Source organism: Mesorhizobium sp. M7A.F.Ca.ET.027.02.1.1 (genome assembly GCF_004022985.1).
Lineage (GTDB): Bacteria > Pseudomonadota > Alphaproteobacteria > Rhizobiales > Rhizobiaceae > Mesorhizobium.
Genome location: NZ_RZOL01000065.1, coordinates 1 through 21,077, shown reverse-complemented (window position 1 = coordinate 21,077; position 21,077 = coordinate 1). Strand labels below are relative to the sequence as shown.

Sequence of the window (21,077 nt, the reverse complement as noted above, 5' to 3'; positions counted from 1 at the left end):
GGCGCAGGCTTTCATTGACCCAGGGGCGCTGTTTTGCCTTTGTGTCGAGATAGACATCCTCGGTCATGCGCATGGTGACCGAGGAGGTCTATCTCGACACAAAGGCAAAACAGCGCCCCTGGGTCAATGAAAGCCTGCGCCGGCTGCTCTATTTCGGCGTCGCACCAACGGAGCCGACCGGCGACGATGGGCTGATCACCGGCGAGCGGCGCCAGCTGTTGCTGACGATTTCCGACCTGCCCGATCCGAAACGGGCGCAGGTGGAACTGGCCTCGCTGCAGGAAGGCGTGCCGCTCGACGCGCTTTATGGCGTGCTGAAGGCGCTCGGCACGGAAAAGATCCCCGAAGACCCGACCGACCTGCAAAAGGTGCTCGACGCCCAGGCCGAGCGCCTGAGGAAGATGATGTCCGAGCGTGCAGCACTGCGCACCGACGATCCGGAAATCAAACGGCTTGTCGCTTCCGCCGACAAGGCGATCGGCCAGGGCGCCATCGTGACGGCGCGCAAATTCCTCGACGATGCGGTCGGCCGGGTCGAGCAGACCAGCGATGCAGTCGATGAGGCCGAGGATCTCGTCAAGCAGAAGCGCCTTGCCGACGCCGCGATCTATGCTAGGCGCGCCGATGCCTCGGGGCTGGTCTTCGACTACAAATCCGCCGCCGGCGACTACGCGAAGGCGTTTTCGCTGGCCGAAAAATGGGACGACAAGCTGCGCTGGAACTACAAGAACCAGGAAGCCGAGGCGTTGAACGCCTACGGCTACGCCACCGGCGACCTCGATGCGCTAAAGCACGCCATCGAAGCCTACCGCACCATCCTGAACTTCATCCCCAATGGCGAACAAAATCGCGACTGGGCGATCACCCGCAACAACATGGCGGTGGTGCTGCAGACCATCGGCGAGCGCGAGACGGAGACCGCGCGCCTTGGAGAGGCCGCACAGATCTTTCGCGCTTCCCTTGTCGTGTTCGAGCGCGAGAAGGACGATCTCAACTGGGCCGCCGCGCAGAACAATCTGGCCAATGTGCTCTTGAAGATCGGCGAACGCGAGAGCGACCCGAAGCGCCTGAACGAGGCGGTGGCGGCGATGCGCGCGACGCTCCAAAAACGCCCGCGCGAAAAAGTGCCGCTCGACTGGGCCGCTTCGCAGAACAATCTCGGCCTGGCGCTCTATGCGCTTTCCGAGCGCGAGGCCGCCGGCGAACATCTGGCGCAAGCCGAGGCCGCCTACCGGCTGGCACTTGAGGAATACACGCGCAAAAAGGCGCCGGTTGAATGGGCGATGGTCGAGAACAATCTCGGCAACACGCTGGTGTCGCTCGGCATTCAGCTCAACAACAAGGCGAAGATAAACGAGGCGGCCGACGCGTTCCGGGCCGCGCTCGAGGTGCGAACCCGTGAGACCTTCCCGGTTTCGTGGGCAACCAGCCGGCTCAACCTCGGCAACGCGCTGAGCGGTGTCGCCCGCTTCGATATGGGCACCGGCGCGCTCGAAGAGGCAGCTGCGGCCTATGACGATGCGCTGACGGTGTTTACCCGGCAGCGTTTCCCGATGGACTGGGCGTCGGCGCAGAACAATCTCGGTTCGATCTATCAGACGCTTGGCCAGCGCACTCGCGACGCGGCCAAGCTGGAGCAGTCGGCGGCGGCGTTCCGGGCGGCCCGGCAGGTCTATGTCAGACGGAAGTTCCCTCGCGATTGGGCAATGAGCCACTACAATCTCGGCAACACGCTGCAGCTTCTGGGCGGCGTGACCGACAAGCCGGAACATTATGGTGAAGCCATTGCCGCCTACCGCGATGCGTTGCGCGAATACAAGCGCGAGACGAACCCGCGCCAATGGGCGCTGGCCCAGGCCGGCCTCGGCTCGACGCTGCATTGGCTGAGCATGAGCGATGCCAATCCCAAGACCCTGCAGGATTCAATCGCCGCACGGCGGGCAGCACTCGAAGTGCTGACCATCGACGCCGCGCCAACCGACTGGGCCAACGCCCAGAACGGCATCGGCATGAGCCTGCTCAACCTCGGCAATCTCGAACGCACCGACAAATATCTCGGTGATGCCGAGGCCGCCTTCGCGGCCACGCTGAAGGTATTCACCAGGGAAAGCCTGCCCATGCAGTGGGCCTTCTCGCAGAACAATCTCGGTGACGTCAGCTGGAATCGGGCCAGCTATGGCGGGGGCAAGGCCGAATATCAAAAGGCGATCGAATTCTTCGAGAACGCCAAGCAGGGCTTTACCGAAGCCGGCTACACGATCCCCATCCCGCTCACCGACCAGAAGATCGATCTGGTGAAGAAGCAGATGGCGAAGAAGTAGGTCTACGCATCCCGCCGACCGCGCCTTGTCTTTCGGCTGGCTTTACCGTCCCTATATGTCCCGTCACCGGAACCCATTGCCGGGAACCGGAGAAGGATAGCGGATGATTCGATTTGCCTTGGCGTTGTTCCTGTTTCTTATTCCCGGCGTAGCCCACGCCACGGATGCAGGCTGGGCGCTGCTGCGCGATGGCGGACATGTCGTGCTGCTGCGCCATGCCATGGTCACCGGCACCACCGACCCGGCCAATTTCGACATCGACAGTTGTGCCACCCAGATGAACCTGTCGGCGCGTGGCAAGCAACAGGCGAGCAAGATCGGCGCTCTGTTTGCCGCCCGTGCGGCACCGATCGAGCGCGTGTTGTCCAGCCGCTATTGCCGCTGCCTCGACACTGCCCGCATCGCCTTCGAGGCTGAGCCGGAGCTGTTTGCGCCGCTCGATCTCCTGAAGGGCGACGAGGCGCAGAAAACCGCGCAGATCGCCGCGATCCTCAAAGAAATCCGCGCCTATTCCGGCTCCGACAATCTGGCCATGGTTACCCATCTGGAAGACATCGTGGCGCTGACCGGCATCTCACCGCGCGAAGGCGAGGCCGTGGTCGTGGAGCCGCAGGGCGATGGCCTGCGCGTGCTCGGCCGCGTCACCTTCTGAGCGCCCTGCGCGCGATCGCTGACGTCGAAAGCGGTGTTGCCTAAATGCCACCGCCGCAAGAAGCCGCAAATCCGCCACGACAATGCCGCTTGCGACAACCCGTCGCAGGGGCTATAGGCGCGCTCCCGGTCACGAGAACCGAAGTGAGCACAACGGTTGGAGCTTTCGCCTCCGCCCGTGCAGACGGCTTTGCCGCTCTGTATACGGCGCCGCTTTGGGGATTGGGATCGTGGATGTAGCTCAGTTGGGAGAGCGCCGGACATAATCCGGAGGTCGGGGGTTCGAGTCCCTTCATCCGCACCACGGATAGCTCAGTTTGGTTAGAGCATCAGATTCATAATCTGACTGTCGAAGGTTCGATTCCTTCTCCATTTGGCCTTGAAAAGCCATCCGAAAAACGGTCCGGGGACTGGAATGCGAAAGACTGGACGGGTGACCCAAGCCCTCGGGCGCGGATCATCCCAAGCGTCTTTCGCCATCGGCTCGCGGCCAGGCCCGCGGTGACGATCAAGGCGCAGCGTCGCCGGCAAGGGAGGCCAAGGCCTCCGGCGCCCGCTTCACTGCCCCGCGATCCGCTCCCGAAGGCCCGCCACGGATTGATGCCACCAGTCCCCTGATCATTCGTGCCCGGGCTATGACGCAAGAGACGACGTGAAACGAGAAACGAAAGGAACGATCGACGCATGACTTGACGCCTCGCATGGGGCCATGCCCGACAGGAGTAAGACAATGACAATTCTCGACAAGGTTCTTGGGCGCGAGCGCGTCCTCGTAAAGGAAAACGAACGTGCCCTCACCCTCCACAAGGGGGAAATCAAGACTGTCCTGCTGCCGGGCGAGCACTGGCTCGCCAACCGGCGCGGCAGCCTCGAAGTGTCCCGGCACGATCTGAAGAACCCGGAATTCGTTTCGGCATACGAGAAGGCGTTGTTCGACAAGCTCCCGGATGTAGCCGCGCGTCATTTCACCGTCGTTCGCACCGGGCGCACGGATGTCGCCATCATCGAGCGTGACGGCAATCTGCACGCCGTGCTGGCGCCGGACCGCAAGCTGGTGCTGTGGACGGATGCCGGCCCGTGGAAGGTGACGCTGATCGACACATCAGTCGATCTCGCCATCGATGCGGCGGTCATGCGCCGGCTCGGCCAGGCCCGGAAGGCGGAATTGATGTCCGTCCATCCGGTCGTCGACGGTCAGGCCGGACTGCTGTTCATCGACGGTGTTCTGGTCAGGACGCTGACGGCGGGCGTGCATGGCTTCTGGAACGTCGGACGCATGGTGCAGATCAAGGTCGTCGACCTCAAGCGCCAGTCGCTCGACGTTGCCGGGCAGGAAGTGCTGACCAAGGATCGCGTGACGATCCGCGTCAACATCGCGGCCGAATACCGGGTCGTCGATCCTGTCAAGGCGGTGAGCATGGTGAAGGACTTCTCCGAAGCCCTTTACCGCGCCCTGCAGTACGCCTTCCGCAAGACCCTTGGCGCGCTGACACTCGATCAGATCCTTGAAAAGAAGGTGACGATCGACGAGGAGGCCGCTGGCAAGGTCCGCGCCGATATGGCCGAGATCGGGGTGGAGGTCAGCGATATCGCGCTCAAGGATGTCATCCTGCCGGGCGAGATGCGCGAGATCCTCAACCAGGTGGTGTCGGCCGAAAAGCAGGCCGAGGCCAACATCATCCGTCGCCGCGAGGAGACGAACGCGACGCGTTCCCTCCTCAACACGGCCAGGGTGATGGCGGAAAACCCGGTGATGCTGCGGTTGAAGGAGCTCGAGGCTCTGGAAACCATCGCCGGCAAGGTCGAGCGGCTGACCGTCCACAACGGAACCGGCGGGCTGCTGAACGATCTGGTCAAGCTCCGCGACAGCTGATGCATGTCGCCCAAAAAACAAAGGCTGACGTGACGTCAACAGAAGGGCCGCCGGGTAAACCGGCGGCCCTTCTTGCGTTTCCTGGATGCCTTACCCATCTGCGCCCGGCGCATCAGGCCTTTTCCTGCCGGGAAAAACCGATTAGACAGCGCCCAAACAAGATGCGGACAGATTCCGCCCGCAACCGAAGGAAAAGCCCTTGTCCACCACGTTCGACAAAGTCGCCAAGATCATTGCCGACACCAGCGAGATCGATATCGACACGATTACGCCCGAGAGCCACACGATCGACGATCTCGGCATCGACAGCCTCGATTTCCTCGACATCGTCTTTGCCATCGACAAGGAATTCGGCATCAAGGTGCCACTGGAAAAGTGGACCCAGGAGGTCAATGACGGCAAGGCTTCGACCGACGATTACTTCGTCATGAAGAACCTGTGCGCCAAGATCGACGCGCTGGTTGCCGCCAAGACCGCCTGACATCGGTTGAGCGTTCGATCTTGACGCGCTCTGCCGCCTGACCCACAAAGCCGCACATGAGCAGCCCCCGCGACGTCGTCATATCAGGTATCGGCCTTGTCTCCTCGCTGGGGGAAGGTCCGGACGCCCATTGGCAAAAGCTCGTGCAGCCGGGGCTGGAACCGGTGCTCGAAGCGGCGCGCTTTGCACCCTATACCGTTCATCCATTGCCGGAGATCGACTGGAACCTGCAGATCGCCAAACGTGGCGATCAGCGCCAGATGGAAACCTGGCAGAGGCTCGGCACTTATGCCGCAGGCCTGGCGCTGGACGACGCCGGCATCAAGGGCAATGACGAACTCTGCACGACCATGGACATGGTCGTGGCCGCGGGCGGCGGCGAACGCGACGAGGCGGTCGATGCCGCCATTCTCGCCGCGTCGGAAAGCCGCAACGACCGCGATGTGCTGATCAACGAGAAATTGACCACCGAATTGCGGCCGACACTGTTCCTGGCGCAGCTTTCCAATCTGCTCGCCGGCAACATCTCCATCGTCCACAAGGTGACCGGCTCATCCAGAACCTTCATGGGCGAGGAAGGTGCCGGTGTCGCCGCCGTCGAGACAGCAGCCGCGCGCATCCGCTCCGGCCAGTCGACGCACATCCTGGTCGGCGGCGCCTTCCAGACCGAACATTCCGACATGCTGCTCGGCTATGAACTCGCCGGCTATCTGCATCGCGGCCCATGGAAGCCGGTCTGGCAAAGACAGGGGGCTGAGGGCGGCGGCGTCGTGACTGGATCCGGCGGTGCCTTCCTGGTGCTGGAGCAGCGCGAACACGCGATGAGCCGCGGCCGCAAGATCTATGCCGAGCTTGGGCCGGTCGTCTCCGGCCGCGCCAGGCGCCCACGGGGAGAACTCGACGCCGAGATCGCCGCACTGCTCAAGCAGGCTGCAATGCCGAACGGCAAATTGCTGGCCCTGTCGGGCGCGTCGGGCGCCCATACGGCAACCATCGCCGAGAAAGCCGCGCTCGATGCCAATCCGGCGATTGCCGCGCGCGGTTTCTCGACGCTGACCGGGCACATGAAGGAAGCACAGTTTCCCTTCGCTGTGGCACTGGCGGCGCTGGCCGTCGATCGCAAGGCCGCCTACCCTGTTTTTGATGCCGCAGCCGAGAAGCCGTTCGAAGGGGTTCCCGCAACCGTCCTTGCAACGGCGATCGGCTATCACCAATTCGAGGGCATGGCGCTCGTCAACGCCGCCTGAGGCGGTGGTCCACGATCCATGCCGCAACGATAGACGATCGAGGGCTACCGCATGGCCAATCTGAACGATCATATGGGCAGGCCGATCGTTGCCGTCACCGGCATCGGCGTGGTGACCTCGCTTGGCGTCGGCAAGGCCGATAATTGGGCGGCGCTGACCTCGGGCAAGTCGGGCATCCACCCGATTACCCGTTTTCCGGTCGATCATCTCAACACCCGCATCTCCGGCATGGTCGACTTCCTGCCTTCGAGCTCGAAGGGCTCCAGCCACCTCACCTATGAACTGGCGGAAACCGCCGCGCGTGAGGCCGTGGCCGAGTCCGGCCTCGATTCCAGTGATTTTGGTGGTCCTCTCTTCCTCGCTTCACCGCCGGTCGAACTCGACTGGCACGACCGCTTCGCGCTCTACAATTCCAATGATTTGGACTCCGGCGGCGAACGGCTGCTGCGGGTGGCGCGCGGATTGAAAGAACTCGACTTTTTCGAGACCACGCAGTTCGGCTCGATCGCCGGCCGGCTTGCCGACCGTTTCGGCACCCGCGGGCTGCCGATCACGCTGTCGACCGCCTGCGCTTCCGGCGCCACCGCCATCCAGCTCGGCGTCGAGGCGATCCGCCGCGGCGAATGCGACCGCGCGCTGTCGATCGGCGCCGACGGTTCGGCGACCGCCGAGGCGCTGATCCGCTTTTCGCTGCTGTCAGCGCTGTCGACCCACAACGACATTCCCGAAAAGGCGTCAAAACCTTTCTCCAAGGACCGCGACGGCTTTGTCCTCGCCGAGGGTTCGGGCGCGCTAGTGCTGGAATCACTGGAAACCGCGCTCGCGCGCGGCGCCACGATTCTTGGCATCCTGCGCGGCTGCGGCGAAAAGGCGGACGATTTCCACCGCACCCGCTCGAAGCCGGACGCTTCGCCGGCGATCGCGGCGGTTCGTGCTGTGCTAGCCGATGCCGGCTTGAGCCAGGACGAGATCGACTACGTTAACGCCCACGGCACCTCGACGCCGGAAAACGACAAGATGGAGCATCTGTCGCTGTCGACGGTGTTCGGCGAGCGGATCGGCTCGATGCCGGTCTCGTCGAACAAATCGATGATCGGCCACACGCTGTCGGCGGCGGGCGCCGTCGAGGCGGCGTTCTCACTGATGACGATGCGCGAAAGCGTCATCCCGCCGACCATCAACTATGACAATCCCGACCCCGCGATCGTGCTCGACGTGGTGCCGAACAAGAAGCGCAATGCCGAGGTCCGCACCGTGCTGTCGAACTCCTTCGGCTTCGGCGGCCAGAACACTTGCCTTGTCATGGCGCGGGAACCGGTCTAAGCGACCTTTTTCAGCCAGACCGAAACCGACAGGCCCAATGCGCGCATTGCAACTTATCGAGGACCGCCGTCTTGAAACGGTGGACCTGCCGCCTCCCCCACCGCCGGCACTTGGCGAAGTCACGCTGCGCATCAAGGCGGTGGCGCTGAACCATATCGACGTCTGGGGCTGGCGCGGCATGGCCTTCGCCAAGCGCAAGCTGCCGCTGGTCGTCGGCGCCGAAGCCTCGGGCGAGGTCGAGGCGGTAGGCTCCGGCGTTTCCAGCCTGCTGCCCGGACAATTGGTATCGATCTACGGCGCGCGCACCTGCGGCCTCTGCCGAGCCTGCCGCGAAGGCCGCGACAACCTCTGTGAACATGTTTCGGGTGTGCACGGTTTCCATCTCGACGGTTTCGCGCAAGAGAAGATCAACCTGCCGGCTCGCCTGCTGGTCCCCGCCCCGCCCGGCGTGACCGACATCGGCGCGGCGGTCGCGCCCGTCACCTTCGGCACGGTCGAGCACATGCTGTTCGACAACGCCAGGCTACAGCCCGGCGAGACGATCCTTATCCATGCCGGCGGATCCGGCATCGGCTCTGCGGCCATCCAGCTGGCCAAGCGGATGGGCTGCACCATCATCACCACGGTCGGCTCCAACGACAAGATCGACAAAGCCAAGGCGCTCGGCGCCGACCATGTCATCAACTACCGCGACGACCGTTTCGAGGGCGTCGTGCGCAAGCTGACCAAGAAGAAGGGCGTCGATGTCGTCTTCGAACATGTCGGCGCCGACACTTTTGCCGCCTCGATGTTGTGCCTGAAGCGTGGCGGCCGCCTGGTGACCTGCGGTTCGACTTCCGGCGTGTCGACGCAGATCAACCTCATGCAGCTGTTCCAGCAGCAATTGAAACTGCTTGGCTCGTTTGGCTGCCGCATGGAAAACATGGCCAACGCCATGCAGAAAATGGCGGCGGGACAGGTCGCACCCGTCATCGACACCGAAGTCGGCTTCGACGGTATCGACGCCGCGCTGAAGCGCATGGAAGGCCGCGACGTTTTCGGCAAGATCATCCTGCGCGTCGGCTAGAGCCTTGACCTCTGTGTTCAAGAAGTTCCGCCGGGATCTAAAATTTCGCTACGGCAGGCAACTGCGCCAGCTCAATTACTGGCTGGTGGCGCGCGCCGCAATGATGATCATCTCGGTCCTGCGCCTGCTGCCGGCCGACAGTGCGTTGAATTTCGCCGACCGCGCCGCACGCATGGTCGGCCCCCGGGTGGGACGCCATCAGGTCGCCGTCGACAATCTGCGCAAGGCCTATCCGGAAAAGGGCGAAGCCGAGATCCAGGCGATCGCCTCCGACATGTGGGGCAACATGGCCCGTCTTGCCGCGGAATACATCTTTCTCGACGCCCTCTTCGACTATGACCCTACAGCGATCAAGCCCGGCCGCATCGAGGTCAAAGGAGCGGACCACTTCCTCGAAATCGCCAGCGAAGTGAAGCCGCACATCGTCTTTACCGGCCATCTCGGCAATTTCGAACTTCTGCCGGTGGCGGCGGCGACCTTCGGCATGAACATCACGGCGCTGTTTCGCCCACCCAACAATCCTTATCTTGCCGACTACATCCTCTCGACGCGCCGCTCGACCATGGGCTCGTTGCTGCCATCGATGGCCGGTGCCTCATTCGCCTTGGCCGGGGTCCTGGAGAACGGCGGCAACATCGGCATCCTTGTCGACCAGAAATTCTCCAACGGACTGGAGACGACATTCTTCGGCCGTCCGTGCCAGAGCAATCGGGTGCTGGCCACCCTTGCCCGTCACTATGACTGCGACGTCTATCCGGCTCGCTGCATCAGGCTGCCAGGCAACCGCTTCCGGCTCGAAATCGAGGACAAGCTGACATTGCCGCGCACGGCTGACGGCAGCGTCGATGTCCACGCCACCACCCAGCGTCTCAACGATGTCGTCGAACGCTGGGTGCGAGAAGATCCCGGCCAGTGGATGTGGTTCCACAAAAGGTGGGAGATCAGCGGCGGGCGTCGAAAGCGGCCCTCGCAGGCAAAAGCGGTCCCGAACGCTTAAACAGAACTGCTGGCGAGGGTGTTAGCCCTGCGCCAGTCGACAACAGCGAACCTGAATCTCTTCAGTTGGTGACGACAATGCGCGTATTGCCGAAACCGGCTTGCCGAACCATCGCATAGAAGGCGGCGGCATTGGTCGGGTGCAAGCGCACACAGCCATGCGATGCCGGGCGCCCGAGCTGCCTCACCGCGCCGGTGCCGTGAATGGCATAGCCGCCGCGGAAGAACACCGAATGAGGCATTGGCGACATGTCGTATTTGCGCGAATACCACATCCGCGCCGTCCGTTGCGGCCGATAGCTGCCGCGCGGCGTAATGTAACCTTTGCGCGCGGTGGAGACGCTCCACCGGTAAACCGACGCGCCATATCTGACGGTCATCGTCTGCGAAGACACGTCAATATTTGCAACGAGGCTGGCTGCCCAGCCCTGCCCCGAAGCACCGAACAGCATCGCAACAAACACGGCTGCCATGAGAACTGTCTTTTTCATGCGATCAAACCCCTTTGATTGCCCCTAACCTGCCTGCCCTCAAATTGTCTCTCATCTTTTTAATGGCAGATGAACGGGCTAACACACACACCTTGACCAATTCGCCAATCCAAAGCAGCGAATTTGAACGATTTCCCGCAATAGTTGCCGCAACGACACGCCGCACAGGCTCGATCACCAACGGGCTTGCAAAACCGCCGAGATCGCTGCTCAACTCTGGGCATGAACGAGCGACTCCTCCGGGCAATCGATGACAGGCGCGACGATGTCGTCGCGCTGACCACTGAGCTGATCCGTTTTCCGACCATTAATCCACCCGGCGAGGCCTATCGGCCATGCGCCGAATATCTCGGCGCGCGGCTGAAGAAGAGTGGTTTCGAGACCGAATTCATCCGCGCCGAAGGCACGCCCGGCGACACCGACCGCTACCCGCGCGTCAATGTCGTTGCCCGTTTCGACGGAAGATCGTCAGGCGCCTGCGTCCACTTCAACTCGCATATCGACGTGGTCGAAGCCGGCGACGGCTGGACCGTCGATCCTTTTGCCGGCGTCGTCAAAGACGGCAAGGTCTATGGTCGCGGCGCCTGCGACATGAAGGGCGGACTGGCCGCCTCGATCATCGCAGCCGAAGCCTTCCTGGAAGTCTTCCCCGACTTTCCCGGCGTCATCGAAATATCCGGCACCGTCGACGAGGAGTCCGGCGGCTTCGGCGGCGTCGCCCATCTGGCCAGACTCGGCTATTTCTCAAAACCCAGGGTCGACCACGTCATCATTCCCGAGCCGCTCAACAAGGACCGCATCTGCCTCGGGCATCGCGGCGTCTGGTGGGCGGAGATCGAGACCAAGGGCGAGATCGCGCACGGCTCGATGCCGTTTCTCGGCGACAATGCGGTGCGCCACATGGGCGCCGTGCTGAGGGCTTTCGAGGACGAGTTGTTCCCTGCGCTTGACCGCAAGATGACGCGCATGCCGGTCGTGCCCGAAGGGGCTAAACGCTCGACCATGAACATCAATTCGATCCATGGCGGCCAGACCGAGGACTTCCGGCCCGGCCTGCCGTCGCCCAACGTGCCCGACTCCTGCCGGCTGACCATCGACCGTCGCTTCCTCCTCGAGGAAGATCTCGACACCGTCAAAGGCGAAGTGACCGGTATTCTCGACCGGCTAAAGCGCGAGCGGACAAAATTCGACTACGAAATCCGCGACCTGATGGAAGTGCTGCCGCTGATGACCGAGCGCGACGCCCCGGTGGTCAAGGCGGTTGCGCAAGGCATCATGGCGATCTTCGACCGCGAACCCGACTACGTCATCTCGCCCGGCACCTACGACCAGAAGCACATTGCGCGCATCGGCCATATCTATGATTGCATCGCCTATGGGCCGGGCATTCTCGACCTCGCCCACCGGCCGGACGAATGGGTCGGGATATCGGACATGGTAGAATCGGCCAAGGTGATGGCGATAGGGCTCAATGTGCTGCTGCGCGGCACAGCCGCGGCGTAAGGCGCACCGCGACAAGCTTCGACCTGCCGATGCGGTGGCCAGGACAAAAACATTCCCGGCCACGCCAACGGGCAGAACGAAACGCAATTTACTCCGTGGCGAAATCACGCTTCTATCGCCCGGGTTCGAGCACGTGTCTGAAACGCATGGGGAGTCGCACGATGAAACTGTGGAAAACCATCCTGGCGGCCGCGGTGCTGTCGCTGGCCGCCGGCGCTTCCGCGTTTGCCGCGCGGACCGACCTGGTCATCGGCATTCCGCTCGAACCCCCGCATCTCGATCCGACCGCAGGTGCCGCCGCGGCAATCGACGAGGTTCTCTATGCCAATGTGTTCGAGGGCCTGACACGCATCGGGCCCAATGGCGAGGTGCTGCCGGATCTGGCCGAAAGCTGGACCATTTCCGATGATGGAAAGGTCTACACCTTCAAGCTGCACACCGGCGTGAAATTCCATGACGGGACCGACTTCGATGCCGGCGACGTGAAATTCTCGCTCGATCGAGCCCGCGCCGAAAATTCGGTCAACGCGCAAAAGGGCCTATTCGCGGCCATCGATACGATAGACGTCGTCGATCCGGCGACCGTCAAAGTGACGCTGAAGAACCCGCAGGGATCCTTCCTCTACAATATGGGCTGGGGTGACGCGGTGATCGTGGCGCCGGAATCTGCCGACACCAACAAGGAGAAACCGATCGGAACCGGCCCGTTCAAGTTCCAGAGCTGGGCCAAGGGATCGTCGATCACGCTGGTCAAATCGGACAATTACTGGGGCACGCCGGCGTCCCTCGACAAGGCCGAATTCCGCATCGTGCCCGATGCCGCGGCCTATGTGCCGGCGCTGCTTTCCGGCGACATCCAGGCTTTCCCGTTCTTCGATGCCGACAGCGTCGCTCAGGTCAAGGACGACCCGCGCTTCAAGGTTGTGATCGGCTCGACCGAGGGTGAGACCATCCTGTCGATCAACAACAAGAAGCCTCCTTTCGACAAATTGCAGTTGAGGCAGGCGATCTCCTACGCGCTCGATCGCAAGGCGATCATCGACGGCGCCTCGGCCGGCCTCGGCCAACCGATCGGCTCGCACATGTCGCCGGCCAGCAAGGATTATGTCGACCTCACCGGCCGCTACCCGCATGATGTCGCCAAGGCCAAGGAATTGCTGAAAGAGGCAGGCCTTGAAAACGGCTTCAAGGCGACGCTGAAACTGCCGCCGCCCGCTTATGCCCGTCTCGGTGGCGAAATCATCGCCTCACAACTTCGCGACGTCGGCATCGATCTGGAGATCATCCCGGTCGAATGGGCGCAGTGGCTGGATCAGGTGTTCACCAAGAAGGATTACGACCTGACGATCGTCTCCCACACCGAGCCCAACGACATCGATATCTATTCGCGCAAGGACTATTACTTCAACTACGACAACCCGGCCTTCGACAAGGTGATTGCCGATCTCGGCGTCACCTCCGACGAAGTCAAGCGCAAGGAATTGCTGGGGCAAGCACAGAAGATCCTGGCCGACGATGCCGTGGTCGGCTTCCTCTACGAATTGCCGAAGGTCGGCGTCTGGGACGCCAAGCTGCAAGGGCTGTGGGAAAACGCCCCGATCCAGGCCAATGATTTGACCAAGGTGAAGTGGAGCGAGTGAGGCTGCCGGCCAAAGGGCGACGCTTGCGTTCCTTCGCGCCCCCCTCTGCCCTGCCGGGCATCTCCCCCTCAAGGGGGGAGATTGGCAGTTTCGGCGCGGCCGCCGAACGTCCAACGTTGACGATTGGCGAAGGCGCAAATGATAGCGCAATCTCCCCCCTTGAGGGGGAGATGTCCGGCAGGACAGAGGGGGGCGCCGTAAAACGATACGGTAGCCTGATCTTTGCGACCGGCAACGCAGCGGTCCCTGATCTTCCATGACCGCCTACCTCCTAAAACGCCTCGCCATCGCCATCGCCACGCTGGTGTTGGCCTCCATGGTGGTGTTCGCCGTGCTGGAGATCCTGCCCGGCGACCCCGCGCGACTGATGCTCGGCCTGAACGCCAGTGTCGATCAGGTCGAACTCTTGCGCAACCAGATGGGCCTCAACGCGCCACTTGGCCTGCGCTATCTGCATTGGGCGGGCGGGTTGCTCAGTCTCGATTTCGGCCGCTCCTACACCTATTCGGTGCCGGTCATCGATCTGGTGCGCGAGCGGCTTGCCGTCTCGCTGCCGCTGGCGCTGATTGCGCTTGCGCTCTCCACCATCATCGCGATTCCCGTTGGCCTGTTTTCCGCCAGCCGGCGTGGACGCGCCGGTGATACGATTTCGATGGGCGCCGCACAGCTTGGCGTCGCCGTGCCCAATTTCTGGTTCGCGCTGATGCTGATCTATGTTTTCGCCGTCTGGCTGCGGCTGGTCCCGGCCGGTGGGTTTCCCGGCTGGAGTGCTGGCATCTGGCCAGCCTTGAAATCGCTGCTGCTGCCGGCGGTCGCACTTGCCTTGCCGCAAGCCGCGATCCTGGCGCGCGTTACCCGCTCGGCGCTGATCGAGGTGCTCAACGAGGACTATATCCGCACCGCCCGCGCCAAGGGCTTGCCCTATCGCACTGTCTTGTGGCGGCATGCGCTGCGCAACGCCATGATCCCGGTGTTGACCATTCTGGGCCTGCAATTCGCCTTCCTGCTTGCCGGCACCATCATCATCGAGAATGTGTTTTATCTGCCCGGCCTCGGCCGGCTGGTGTTCCAGGCCATCACCCAGCGCGATCTGATCGTGGTCGAAAGCGTCGTCATGCTGCTGGTCGCGGCCGTCATCGCCGTCAACCTCCTCGTCGACCTTTCCTATGCGGTGGTCGATCCGCGCCTGAGAAGCCGGCAATGACACTGCACATCGACATCCCAGAGGAGACGTTCGGCAGCATCCTGGCCAAGGCATTCAGGAACACCGCCTTCGTGGCCGGTTTCGTCATCACCCTGCTGATCCTGGCAATGGCTGCAGTCTCTTATGGCTGGACGCCCTACGACGTCACCAAACTGGTGATATCGGACAAGACGCAAGCCCCCTCGCTGGCGCACTGGTTCGGCACCGACCATTTCGGCCGCGATATCCTGTCGATGGTCATGGTCGGCGCCCGCAATTCGATTGCCGTGGCGCTGGTCGCGGTTGGCATCGGCATGGGGGTCGGCGTGCCGCTCGGGGCCTTTGCCGCGGCACGCGGCGGCCTCGTCGACGAAGCGCTGATGCGGCTGAACGATCTCGTCTTCGCCTTCCCGGCTTTGCTGTCGGCGATCATGATCACCGCCATCTTCGGGCCGGGCGCGATCAACGCCATCATCGCCATCGGCATCTTCAACATCCCCGTCTTTGCCCGTGTCGCCCGCGCCGGCGCGCTGGCGATCTGGCCGCGCGAGTTCATTCTGGCCGCGCGCGCCGCCGGCAGGAGCAGCACGCAGATCACAATCGAACATGTGCTGCCCAACATCGCCACGCTGCTCCTGGTGCAAGGCACCATCCAGTTCGCGCTGGGCATCCTAGCCGAGGCCGGGCTTTCCTATCTCGGCCTTGGCGCGCAACCGCCAATGCCGAGCTGGGGCCGCATGCTGTTCGACGCGCAGACCCGCATGGTGGTGGCGCCATGGATGGCGATCTTTCCGGGCATGGCGATCGTTGTCGCCGTGCTGGGGCTGAACCTCCTGGGCGACGGCATCGCCGACATCCTCGATCCGAAATCGCGGCGGCAGCGATGAGCCTGCTCGACATCGAGAACCTGTCGCTGACCATCGGTGACACGCAGATCCTCAGGGGTGTGGAGCTTTCCATTGCGCCCGGCGAGGTGATGGGTTTGGTCGGCGAATCGGGTTCGGGCAAGTCGATGACCGCGCTGACGGTGATGCAGCTTCTGCCCCATGCCGCGCGCGCCACCGGACGCGTCACATTCGACGGCATCGACATCCTCACGGCGAGCGAGGATCAGATGTGCGCGCTGCGCGGCGACGATATCGGCATGGTCTTCCAGGAGCCGATGACGGCGCTCAATCCGGTCAAGACCATAGGCGAACAGGTTGCCGAAGGCATACGCTGGCACACCAGGGCCAGCCGCGCCGAGGCCGAAGACCGGGCGCGAAAAATGCTCGACCGCGTCGGCCTCCCCGAAGCGAAATTTCCAATGTCGCGCTATCCGCATGAACTGTCCGGTGGCCAGCGCCAACGCGTCGTCATCGCCATCGCCTGCGCGCTGAAGCCGAAGCTGCTGGTTGCCGACGAGCCGACGACGGCGCTCGACGTTGTCTTGCAAGCCCAGATCCTCGACCTGTTGCGCGACCTCGTCGCCGAGAGCCGCATGGGCCTGCTCTTGATCTCGCACGACCTCGCCGTGGTGACCGAGATGGCGGACCGCATCACTATCCTGCGCCGCGGCGAGGTTATGGAAGCCGGCGACACTGCGCGCACGCTGTCCGAGCAGCTCCATCCCTACACGCGCCAGCTGGCGCAGGCCTCGATGCATGTGCCGGCGCGCGCCAGGCCGCATGGCATCGAGACGAGCCGACCTTTGCTTCAGGTCGAAAGCGTGACACGCGACTATCCCGGACGGCGCACCTCATTGTTCAAACGCGCGCCTGGCATCCGCGCCGTCGACGATGTCTCGCTGTCGATGGCGCCGGGTCAGTCAGTGGCGCTGGTCGGCAGATCCGGCTGCGGCAAGTCAACGCTCGCCCGCATGATCCTGGCGCTGGATCGGCCGACATCGGGCTCGATCCGGTTTCGCGGCGAGACCATCACCGGCAAGAGCGAAGCCGAGCTGAAGCCGGCTCGCCGTGACATGCAGGTCGTCTTCCAGGATCCCTACGGATCCTTCGACCCGCGTCAGAAGGTCGAAAAACTGGTCGCCGAACCCCTGCATGTGCTGGAGAAGCAGCCGACACGCACCGAGCGCCGCGAAATGGTGGCGCATGCGCTGCACGAAGTCGGCCTCGGCATCAGCGACATGGACAAATACCCGCATGAATTTTCCGGCGGCCAGCGCCAGCGCCTGTCGATCGCCCGCGCCATCATCACCCGCCCCAAGCTGGTCGTCGCCGACGAGCCGGTCTCGGCGCTCGACGTCTCGATCCGCGCCCAAATCCTCGATTTGTTCGCCGAGCTCAACCAGAAGCTCGGCATCGCCTATCTCTTCATCACCCATGATTTGACCGTCGCCCGCGCCATCACGGACGAGGTGCTGGTCATGCATGACGGCAAGGTCGTCGAGCGCGGCAAGACGAGCGAGGTGCTCGACCACCCGCAGTCCGAGGCTGCCAAGGCGCTTGTCACCGCCGCTCCTGACTTGCACCGGGCAATCGCGAAGCGGTTGCGAGAGCAAGGCTGATCAGGAGAGAAGGCGGCCCAATCACTCCTGCGGCTTCACCACATCGACCGGGCTGATGTCGAGCAGGTCGAGCGTGCGGCGCAGAAGGCGCATCTCGCTCTCGGCAAGTTGCGAATCCGCCTTGGCGATCTCCGCCATATGTTTGGCCAATTGCCGGCGCCGCTCGACATCGAGGTCGCGGAACAGTGCAATCGCCTGCGAGCCGTTGGTCTCGTAGCCGAACTCGTTGAGATATTCGATGACGCTGTCGATGCTGCTTTCCGCAATGCCGAAGGCGTCCTTGCAGATGCGCCGGAAGACAACCATCTCGCTCTCGCTGACAGACCCGTCGGCCAGGATCATGCGAAACAACATCAGCAGTTCCGCCGACAGGACCGGATCGTCCGCCACCTTGCGCACACCCGGGTCGCCGTCGAATATCTGACGTATCTGGTCCAGCAATGCGAATGCCATCAGGAGCCTCTTTCCGGGTTAACCACACAAATACAAATCCAAGCGCGATGCGCTTGGATAGAGGTAGCGCGGAATCGACCTTGCGCAAACAGGGCGGCCGTGGTCGAACGCCCGATATTTCAGCCGGCCGGACACCGCCATACATCAGATGATCGACCTTAGCATCCAGACCGTCGCCATGCTCGCCTTCGCCGCCTTTGCCGCGGGCTTTGTCGATTCGATCGCCGGCGGCGGCGGGCTGATCACCGTGCCGGCGCTGCTGCTTGCCGGCTTCACGCCGGTCCAGGCGCTCGCCACCAACAAACTGCAAGGCATGTTCGGCGCGTGCTCGGCGACCATCCACTACGCATCGAAGGGTCATGTGGACCTCCGCCGGCAATTGCCGTCGGCGCTTCTGGCCCTTGTCGGAAGCGCCATCGGCGCCTTGCTGGCGACGATCGTGCCGGGTGACATTCTGCGGGCTGCCCTGCCCATCGTGCTGATCGCCATCGCGCTCTACTTCGCGTTCAAGCCCAACATGAACGACATCGATCGCGCCGAGCGGCTGTCGCCCTTCCTATTCGGACTGATCCTGGTACCCGCGATCGGCTTCTACGACGGCCTGTTCGGGCCGGGTGCAGGCTCCTTCTACATGCTGGCCTTCGTGGCACTTGCCGGCTATGGCGTGCTCAAGGCGACGGCGCATACCAAGCTGCTCAACTTCGCCTCCAACATCGGCGGCTTCATCGTCTTCGCGGCCTTCGGCGTCGTCTACTGGAAGATCGGCCTGATGATGGGCGTTGCCCAGTTCATCGGCGCCCGCGTCGGCGCCAGCCTGGCCATGCGCATCGGCGCGAAACTGATCAAGCCGCTGCTGGTGATCGTGTGCCTGGCGCTTGCTGTGAAGCTGCTGGCCGACCCGGCGAACCCGCTGCGCGCCCTGATTGGTGTGTGATCACGCGCCCTGATAGAATGCCGCTGTTCGAATCATGTAGGAGGAGCCACACATGAATCTTAGCGCACCTACGCAGATCGTTTTTATCATTTCCGTTGTTATCGCCATCATCGGCGCACTCGCCGCGCTTGGCGTTCTTGCGTTCATTCCACTCGCATCGGTGTGGATTGTTCTTATTGCTTTCATCGTGCTTGCCGGCGGCTGCCTGATGCGCGGCGCCTGACCATTTCCCTTGAAGTGGGGACGAGGAGCGCCCGGCCAAAAGCCGGGCGCTTTTGATTCCGGCCCCGGGTCTGCTAGATTTGACTTGGCGCAAGGATGGCCGATGCCAGTCGAGATGCAACTCCAGCAAGAGCAGGACCGGTCCGTCGCCGGGCGGTTCGAGATGCGCCGGCGCCTGCCCGATCCTCGACTTCAGGGCATTGTGTCGGACATTTGCGGCTATCGCGAAATGACGCCCGGCCATATGCGCAACGTCGAATACGCGTCCCTCACCGTGCCGCTGGTCTTCAACTTCGCTGAACCCTTCGCCATCGGCCTCGGCAAGGCGCCCGGCGACAATGACCGCTTCGCCAGTTTCGCCGCCGGCCTCTTTGCCGGACCGGTGGTGATCGAATCCTTCGGCGGCGCCTGCTGCGTCCAGGTCAACTTCACGCCGCTTGGCGCACGCCGTTTCTTCCGCCTGCCGATGAGCGAACTGGCCGACAGCATGGTCGTCCTCGACGACGTGCTTGGCGCGCAAGGCTTGGCGCTGCGTGAAAAGCTTGGCAACGCGCCGGACTGGACGACGCGTTTCGACATGGCCGAAGCCTTCGTCACCGCCCGTCTCGAGAATGCCGCCGAGACGCCGCTTGAAATCGCCTGGGCCTATGACCGCATCATCGCATCCGGCGGCCGGACCCGCATTGGATCGATCGCCGAAAGGCTGGGCTGGAGCCGCAAGCATCTCGCCGGCAGTTTTTCCAACGCCATCGGCATCGGCCCCAAGACGCTATCGCGCATCGTCCGCTTCAACCGGGCGCTCGGCCTGTCGAGACAACCGACCGTCGACTGGGCCGGCATCGCCGCCGATTGCGGCTATGCCGACCAGGCGCATCTGGTGCGCGAGTTTCGCGACCTCGCCGGCGAAACGCCGACCGCGCTCTCTGTCAGGTAACATTTCTTCAAGACCCTGGAACGGCCTTCGAGCAGGGTGGCTTGTCGAGCAACCCAAGCGAAGGAGGTTCCCATGCCAACCACCACTGAAGCGCCCCGCATCTACCCCGCTTTGCGCTACAAGAACGCGGCAAGAATGATCGACTGGCTGGGCGAGGCTTTCGGCTTCAGCGTCCGTGCCCGCTATGGCGAAGGCGATGTCGTACACCATGCCGAACTGGTCTTCGGCTCCTCGATGATCATGCTGGGCTCGGTGCGCGACGACGACTACGGCAAGATGGTCGGCGAACCCGGCTCAGGCGGCGGCAAGTCGATCTACATTGCCGTCGACGATGCCGATGCCGCCTATGCCAAGGCCAGGAACGCCGGCGCCACGATCATCCAGGAATTGACCAACCGCGACTATGGCAGCCGCGAGTTCATCTGCCGCGACCCGGAAGGCAACGTCTGGTCCTTCGGCACCTACTGGCCGAAGGCGGGCGAAAAGGCCTGAGCCAACCTCGGGCGCTCTGCGAATTACCGAGCCAGCGCAAAGATCGCGTCGCAGTCGAGATGGGTCTCCAGCTCGGCTGCGACCTCGTCCAGCGCCCGCTCGACCTCGGCCCGGTAGTCGATGCCGCCGCCTTCGATGCCGAGGCTTTCGAGGAATCTCCCGCGAAAGCCGTCGGCGCCAAACAGGCCGTGCATATAGGTGCCGATCACCTTGCCGTCGGCCGACACCGCCCCGTCCTCGACACCATTGATGACAGCGGAAGGCCGCAGCGTATCCGGTCCGATGGTGCGGCCGAGGTGGATTTCGTAGCCTTCGAGCGGCAAGTCGAACGGCACCGAACGGGCGCTGACGTTGCGCACCGTCTTTTCCGGTTCCATCACCGTTTCGACGTCGAGCAGGCCGAGCCCTTCGGCTTCGATGACGCTGCCTTCGATGCCGTCAGGGTCGCGCACTGTGCGGCCGAGCATCTGGAAGCCGCCGCAGATACCAACGACATGGCCGCCGCGCTTGCGATGGGCCAGCAAGTCGCGATCCCAGCCGTTCTCGCGGAATTTCAGCAGATCGCCGATCGTCGACTTGGAGCCCGGAATGACCACCAGCCCGGCATCGGCCGGCAGAGGCTTTCCCGGCGGCACGAACACCACCTCGACCTGCGGTTCGGCCTTGAGCGGGTCGAGATCGTCGAAATTGGCGATGCGGCCAAGCATCGGCACCGCCACCTTCAGCGCGCGTGCCTCGCCGGACGCCAACCGCTCCAGCAC

Annotated in this window: 19 protein-coding genes, 2 tRNA genes and 1 pseudogene; 19 read left to right on the top strand and 3 right to left on the bottom strand. The window is 63.2% G+C overall.

Annotated elements, in window-relative coordinates:
- The first annotated feature begins 65 nt into the window (after positions 1–65).
- From EN749_RS10500 to EN749_RS10455, 10 genes are all read left to right on the top strand, one after another.
- On the top strand, positions 66–2,321 hold the full coding sequence (locus EN749_RS10500) for a tetratricopeptide repeat protein (protein ID WP_245491338.1): 2,256 nt from the start codon (positions 66–68) through the stop codon (positions 2,319–2,321).
- A 103-nt stretch (positions 2,322–2,424) separates the two neighbouring features.
- Positions 2,425–2,973 carry a histidine phosphatase family protein gene (locus EN749_RS10495; RefSeq protein ID WP_128363081.1) on the top strand — a complete coding sequence of 183 codons (549 nt, stop codon included), beginning with the start codon at positions 2,425–2,427 and terminating at the stop codon, positions 2,971–2,973.
- Between the two features lie 229 nt (positions 2,974–3,202).
- A tRNA-Tyr gene (locus EN749_RS10490) sits at positions 3,203–3,276 on the top strand.
- Position 3,277: 1 nt separating this feature from the next.
- Positions 3,278–3,344: transfer RNA gene (locus tag EN749_RS10485), tRNA-Met, on the top strand.
- 358 nt (positions 3,345–3,702) lie between these two features.
- Complete coding sequence (locus EN749_RS10480; protein ID WP_023812260.1) at positions 3,703–4,845, top strand: slipin family protein; 1,143 nt, start codon at positions 3,703–3,705, stop codon at positions 4,843–4,845.
- A gap of 199 nt (positions 4,846–5,044) precedes the next feature.
- A complete protein-coding gene (locus EN749_RS10475) occupies positions 5,045–5,326 on the top strand; it encodes an acyl carrier protein (protein WP_010909964.1) in 282 nt (93 codons plus the stop codon).
- 56 nt (positions 5,327–5,382) lie between these two features.
- Positions 5,383–6,573 (top strand): beta-ketoacyl-ACP synthase, encoded by a 1,191-nt coding sequence (locus EN749_RS10470; protein ID WP_127810226.1) that lies wholly within the window; start codon positions 5,383–5,385, stop codon positions 6,571–6,573.
- A gap of 51 nt (positions 6,574–6,624) precedes the next feature.
- Entirely contained in the window at positions 6,625–7,896 is a 1,272-nt protein-coding gene (locus EN749_RS10465; RefSeq protein ID WP_128363080.1) for a beta-ketoacyl-ACP synthase, read from the top strand.
- 37 nt (positions 7,897–7,933) lie between these two features.
- On the top strand, positions 7,934–8,962 hold the full coding sequence (locus EN749_RS10460; protein ID WP_127269349.1) for a zinc-binding dehydrogenase: 1,029 nt from the start codon (positions 7,934–7,936) through the stop codon (positions 8,960–8,962).
- 13 nt (positions 8,963–8,975) lie between these two features.
- Positions 8,976–9,959, top strand: a complete 984-nt coding sequence (locus tag EN749_RS10455) for a lipid A biosynthesis lauroyl acyltransferase (RefSeq protein ID WP_164873981.1) — start codon at positions 8,976–8,978, stop codon at positions 9,957–9,959.
- A gap of 61 nt (positions 9,960–10,020) precedes the next feature.
- Here EN749_RS10455 and EN749_RS10450 read toward each other — a convergent pair whose 3' ends face one another.
- Positions 10,021–10,449 carry a L,D-transpeptidase gene (locus tag EN749_RS10450; protein WP_023812266.1) on the bottom strand — a complete coding sequence of 143 codons (429 nt, stop codon included), beginning with the start codon at positions 10,447–10,449 and terminating at the stop codon, positions 10,021–10,023.
- A 222-nt stretch (positions 10,450–10,671) separates the two neighbouring features.
- Between EN749_RS10450 and EN749_RS10445 the strand changes: the two genes are divergently transcribed.
- The 5 genes from EN749_RS10445 (at position 10,672) to EN749_RS10420 (ending at position 17,281) form a co-directional block, all read left to right on the top strand.
- The gene (locus tag EN749_RS10445) at positions 10,672–11,952 is read left to right on the top strand and encodes an acetylornithine deacetylase/succinyl-diaminopimelate desuccinylase family protein (RefSeq protein WP_128363079.1); all 1,281 of its coding nucleotides are present in this window, start codon (positions 10,672–10,674) and stop codon (positions 11,950–11,952) included.
- A 161-nt stretch (positions 11,953–12,113) separates the two neighbouring features.
- On the top strand, positions 12,114–13,592 hold the full coding sequence (locus tag EN749_RS10440; protein WP_128363078.1) for an ABC transporter substrate-binding protein: 1,479 nt from the start codon (positions 12,114–12,116) through the stop codon (positions 13,590–13,592).
- 256 nt (positions 13,593–13,848) lie between these two features.
- Positions 13,849–14,796, top strand: a complete 948-nt coding sequence (locus tag EN749_RS10430; RefSeq protein ID WP_128363077.1) for an ABC transporter permease — start codon at positions 13,849–13,851, stop codon at positions 14,794–14,796.
- Entirely contained in the window at positions 14,793–15,662 is an 870-nt protein-coding gene (locus EN749_RS10425; RefSeq protein ID WP_128363076.1) for an ABC transporter permease, read from the top strand. The genes EN749_RS10430 and EN749_RS10425 overlap by 4 nt, the downstream gene beginning before the upstream one ends.
- Positions 15,659–17,281, top strand: coding sequence for a dipeptide ABC transporter ATP-binding protein (locus EN749_RS10420; RefSeq protein WP_128363075.1), 1,623 nt, complete (start codon positions 15,659–15,661; stop codon positions 17,279–17,281). The genes EN749_RS10425 and EN749_RS10420 overlap by 4 nt, the downstream gene beginning before the upstream one ends.
- Before the next feature lie 21 nt (positions 17,282–17,302).
- On the opposite strand, the gene EN749_RS10415 is transcribed toward EN749_RS10420, so the two are convergent.
- On the bottom strand, positions 17,303–17,734 hold the full coding sequence (locus tag EN749_RS10415) for a TerB family tellurite resistance protein (RefSeq protein ID WP_127268808.1): 432 nt from the start codon (positions 17,732–17,734) through the stop codon (positions 17,303–17,305).
- A gap of 148 nt (positions 17,735–17,882) precedes the next feature.
- On the opposite strand from EN749_RS10415, the gene EN749_RS10410 reads away from it, so the two are divergent.
- The 4 genes from EN749_RS10410 to EN749_RS10395 all read left to right on the top strand — a co-directional run bounded on the left by EN749_RS10410 (position 17,883) and on the right by EN749_RS10395 (position 20,316).
- Positions 17,883–18,668 (top strand): TSUP family transporter, encoded by a 786-nt coding sequence (locus tag EN749_RS10410; RefSeq protein ID WP_128363074.1) that lies wholly within the window; start codon positions 17,883–17,885, stop codon positions 18,666–18,668.
- 52 nt (positions 18,669–18,720) lie between these two features.
- Positions 18,721–18,891: a hypothetical protein gene (locus tag EN749_RS10405; protein ID WP_127268806.1), complete on the top strand. Its 171-nt coding sequence runs from the start codon at positions 18,721–18,723 to the stop codon at positions 18,889–18,891.
- A gap of 102 nt (positions 18,892–18,993) precedes the next feature.
- Complete coding sequence (locus tag EN749_RS10400) at positions 18,994–19,824, top strand: AraC family transcriptional regulator (RefSeq protein ID WP_128363073.1); 831 nt, start codon at positions 18,994–18,996, stop codon at positions 19,822–19,824.
- A 72-nt stretch (positions 19,825–19,896) separates the two neighbouring features.
- Positions 19,897–20,316 (top strand): VOC family protein, encoded by a 420-nt coding sequence (locus EN749_RS10395; protein ID WP_128363072.1) that lies wholly within the window; start codon positions 19,897–19,899, stop codon positions 20,314–20,316.
- A 23-nt stretch (positions 20,317–20,339) separates the two neighbouring features.
- On the opposite strand, the pseudogene EN749_RS10390 reads toward EN749_RS10395, so the two are convergent.
- Positions 20,340–21,077 (bottom strand): annotated as a pseudogene (locus EN749_RS10390) (cobyric acid synthase CobQ); the annotation flags it as partial.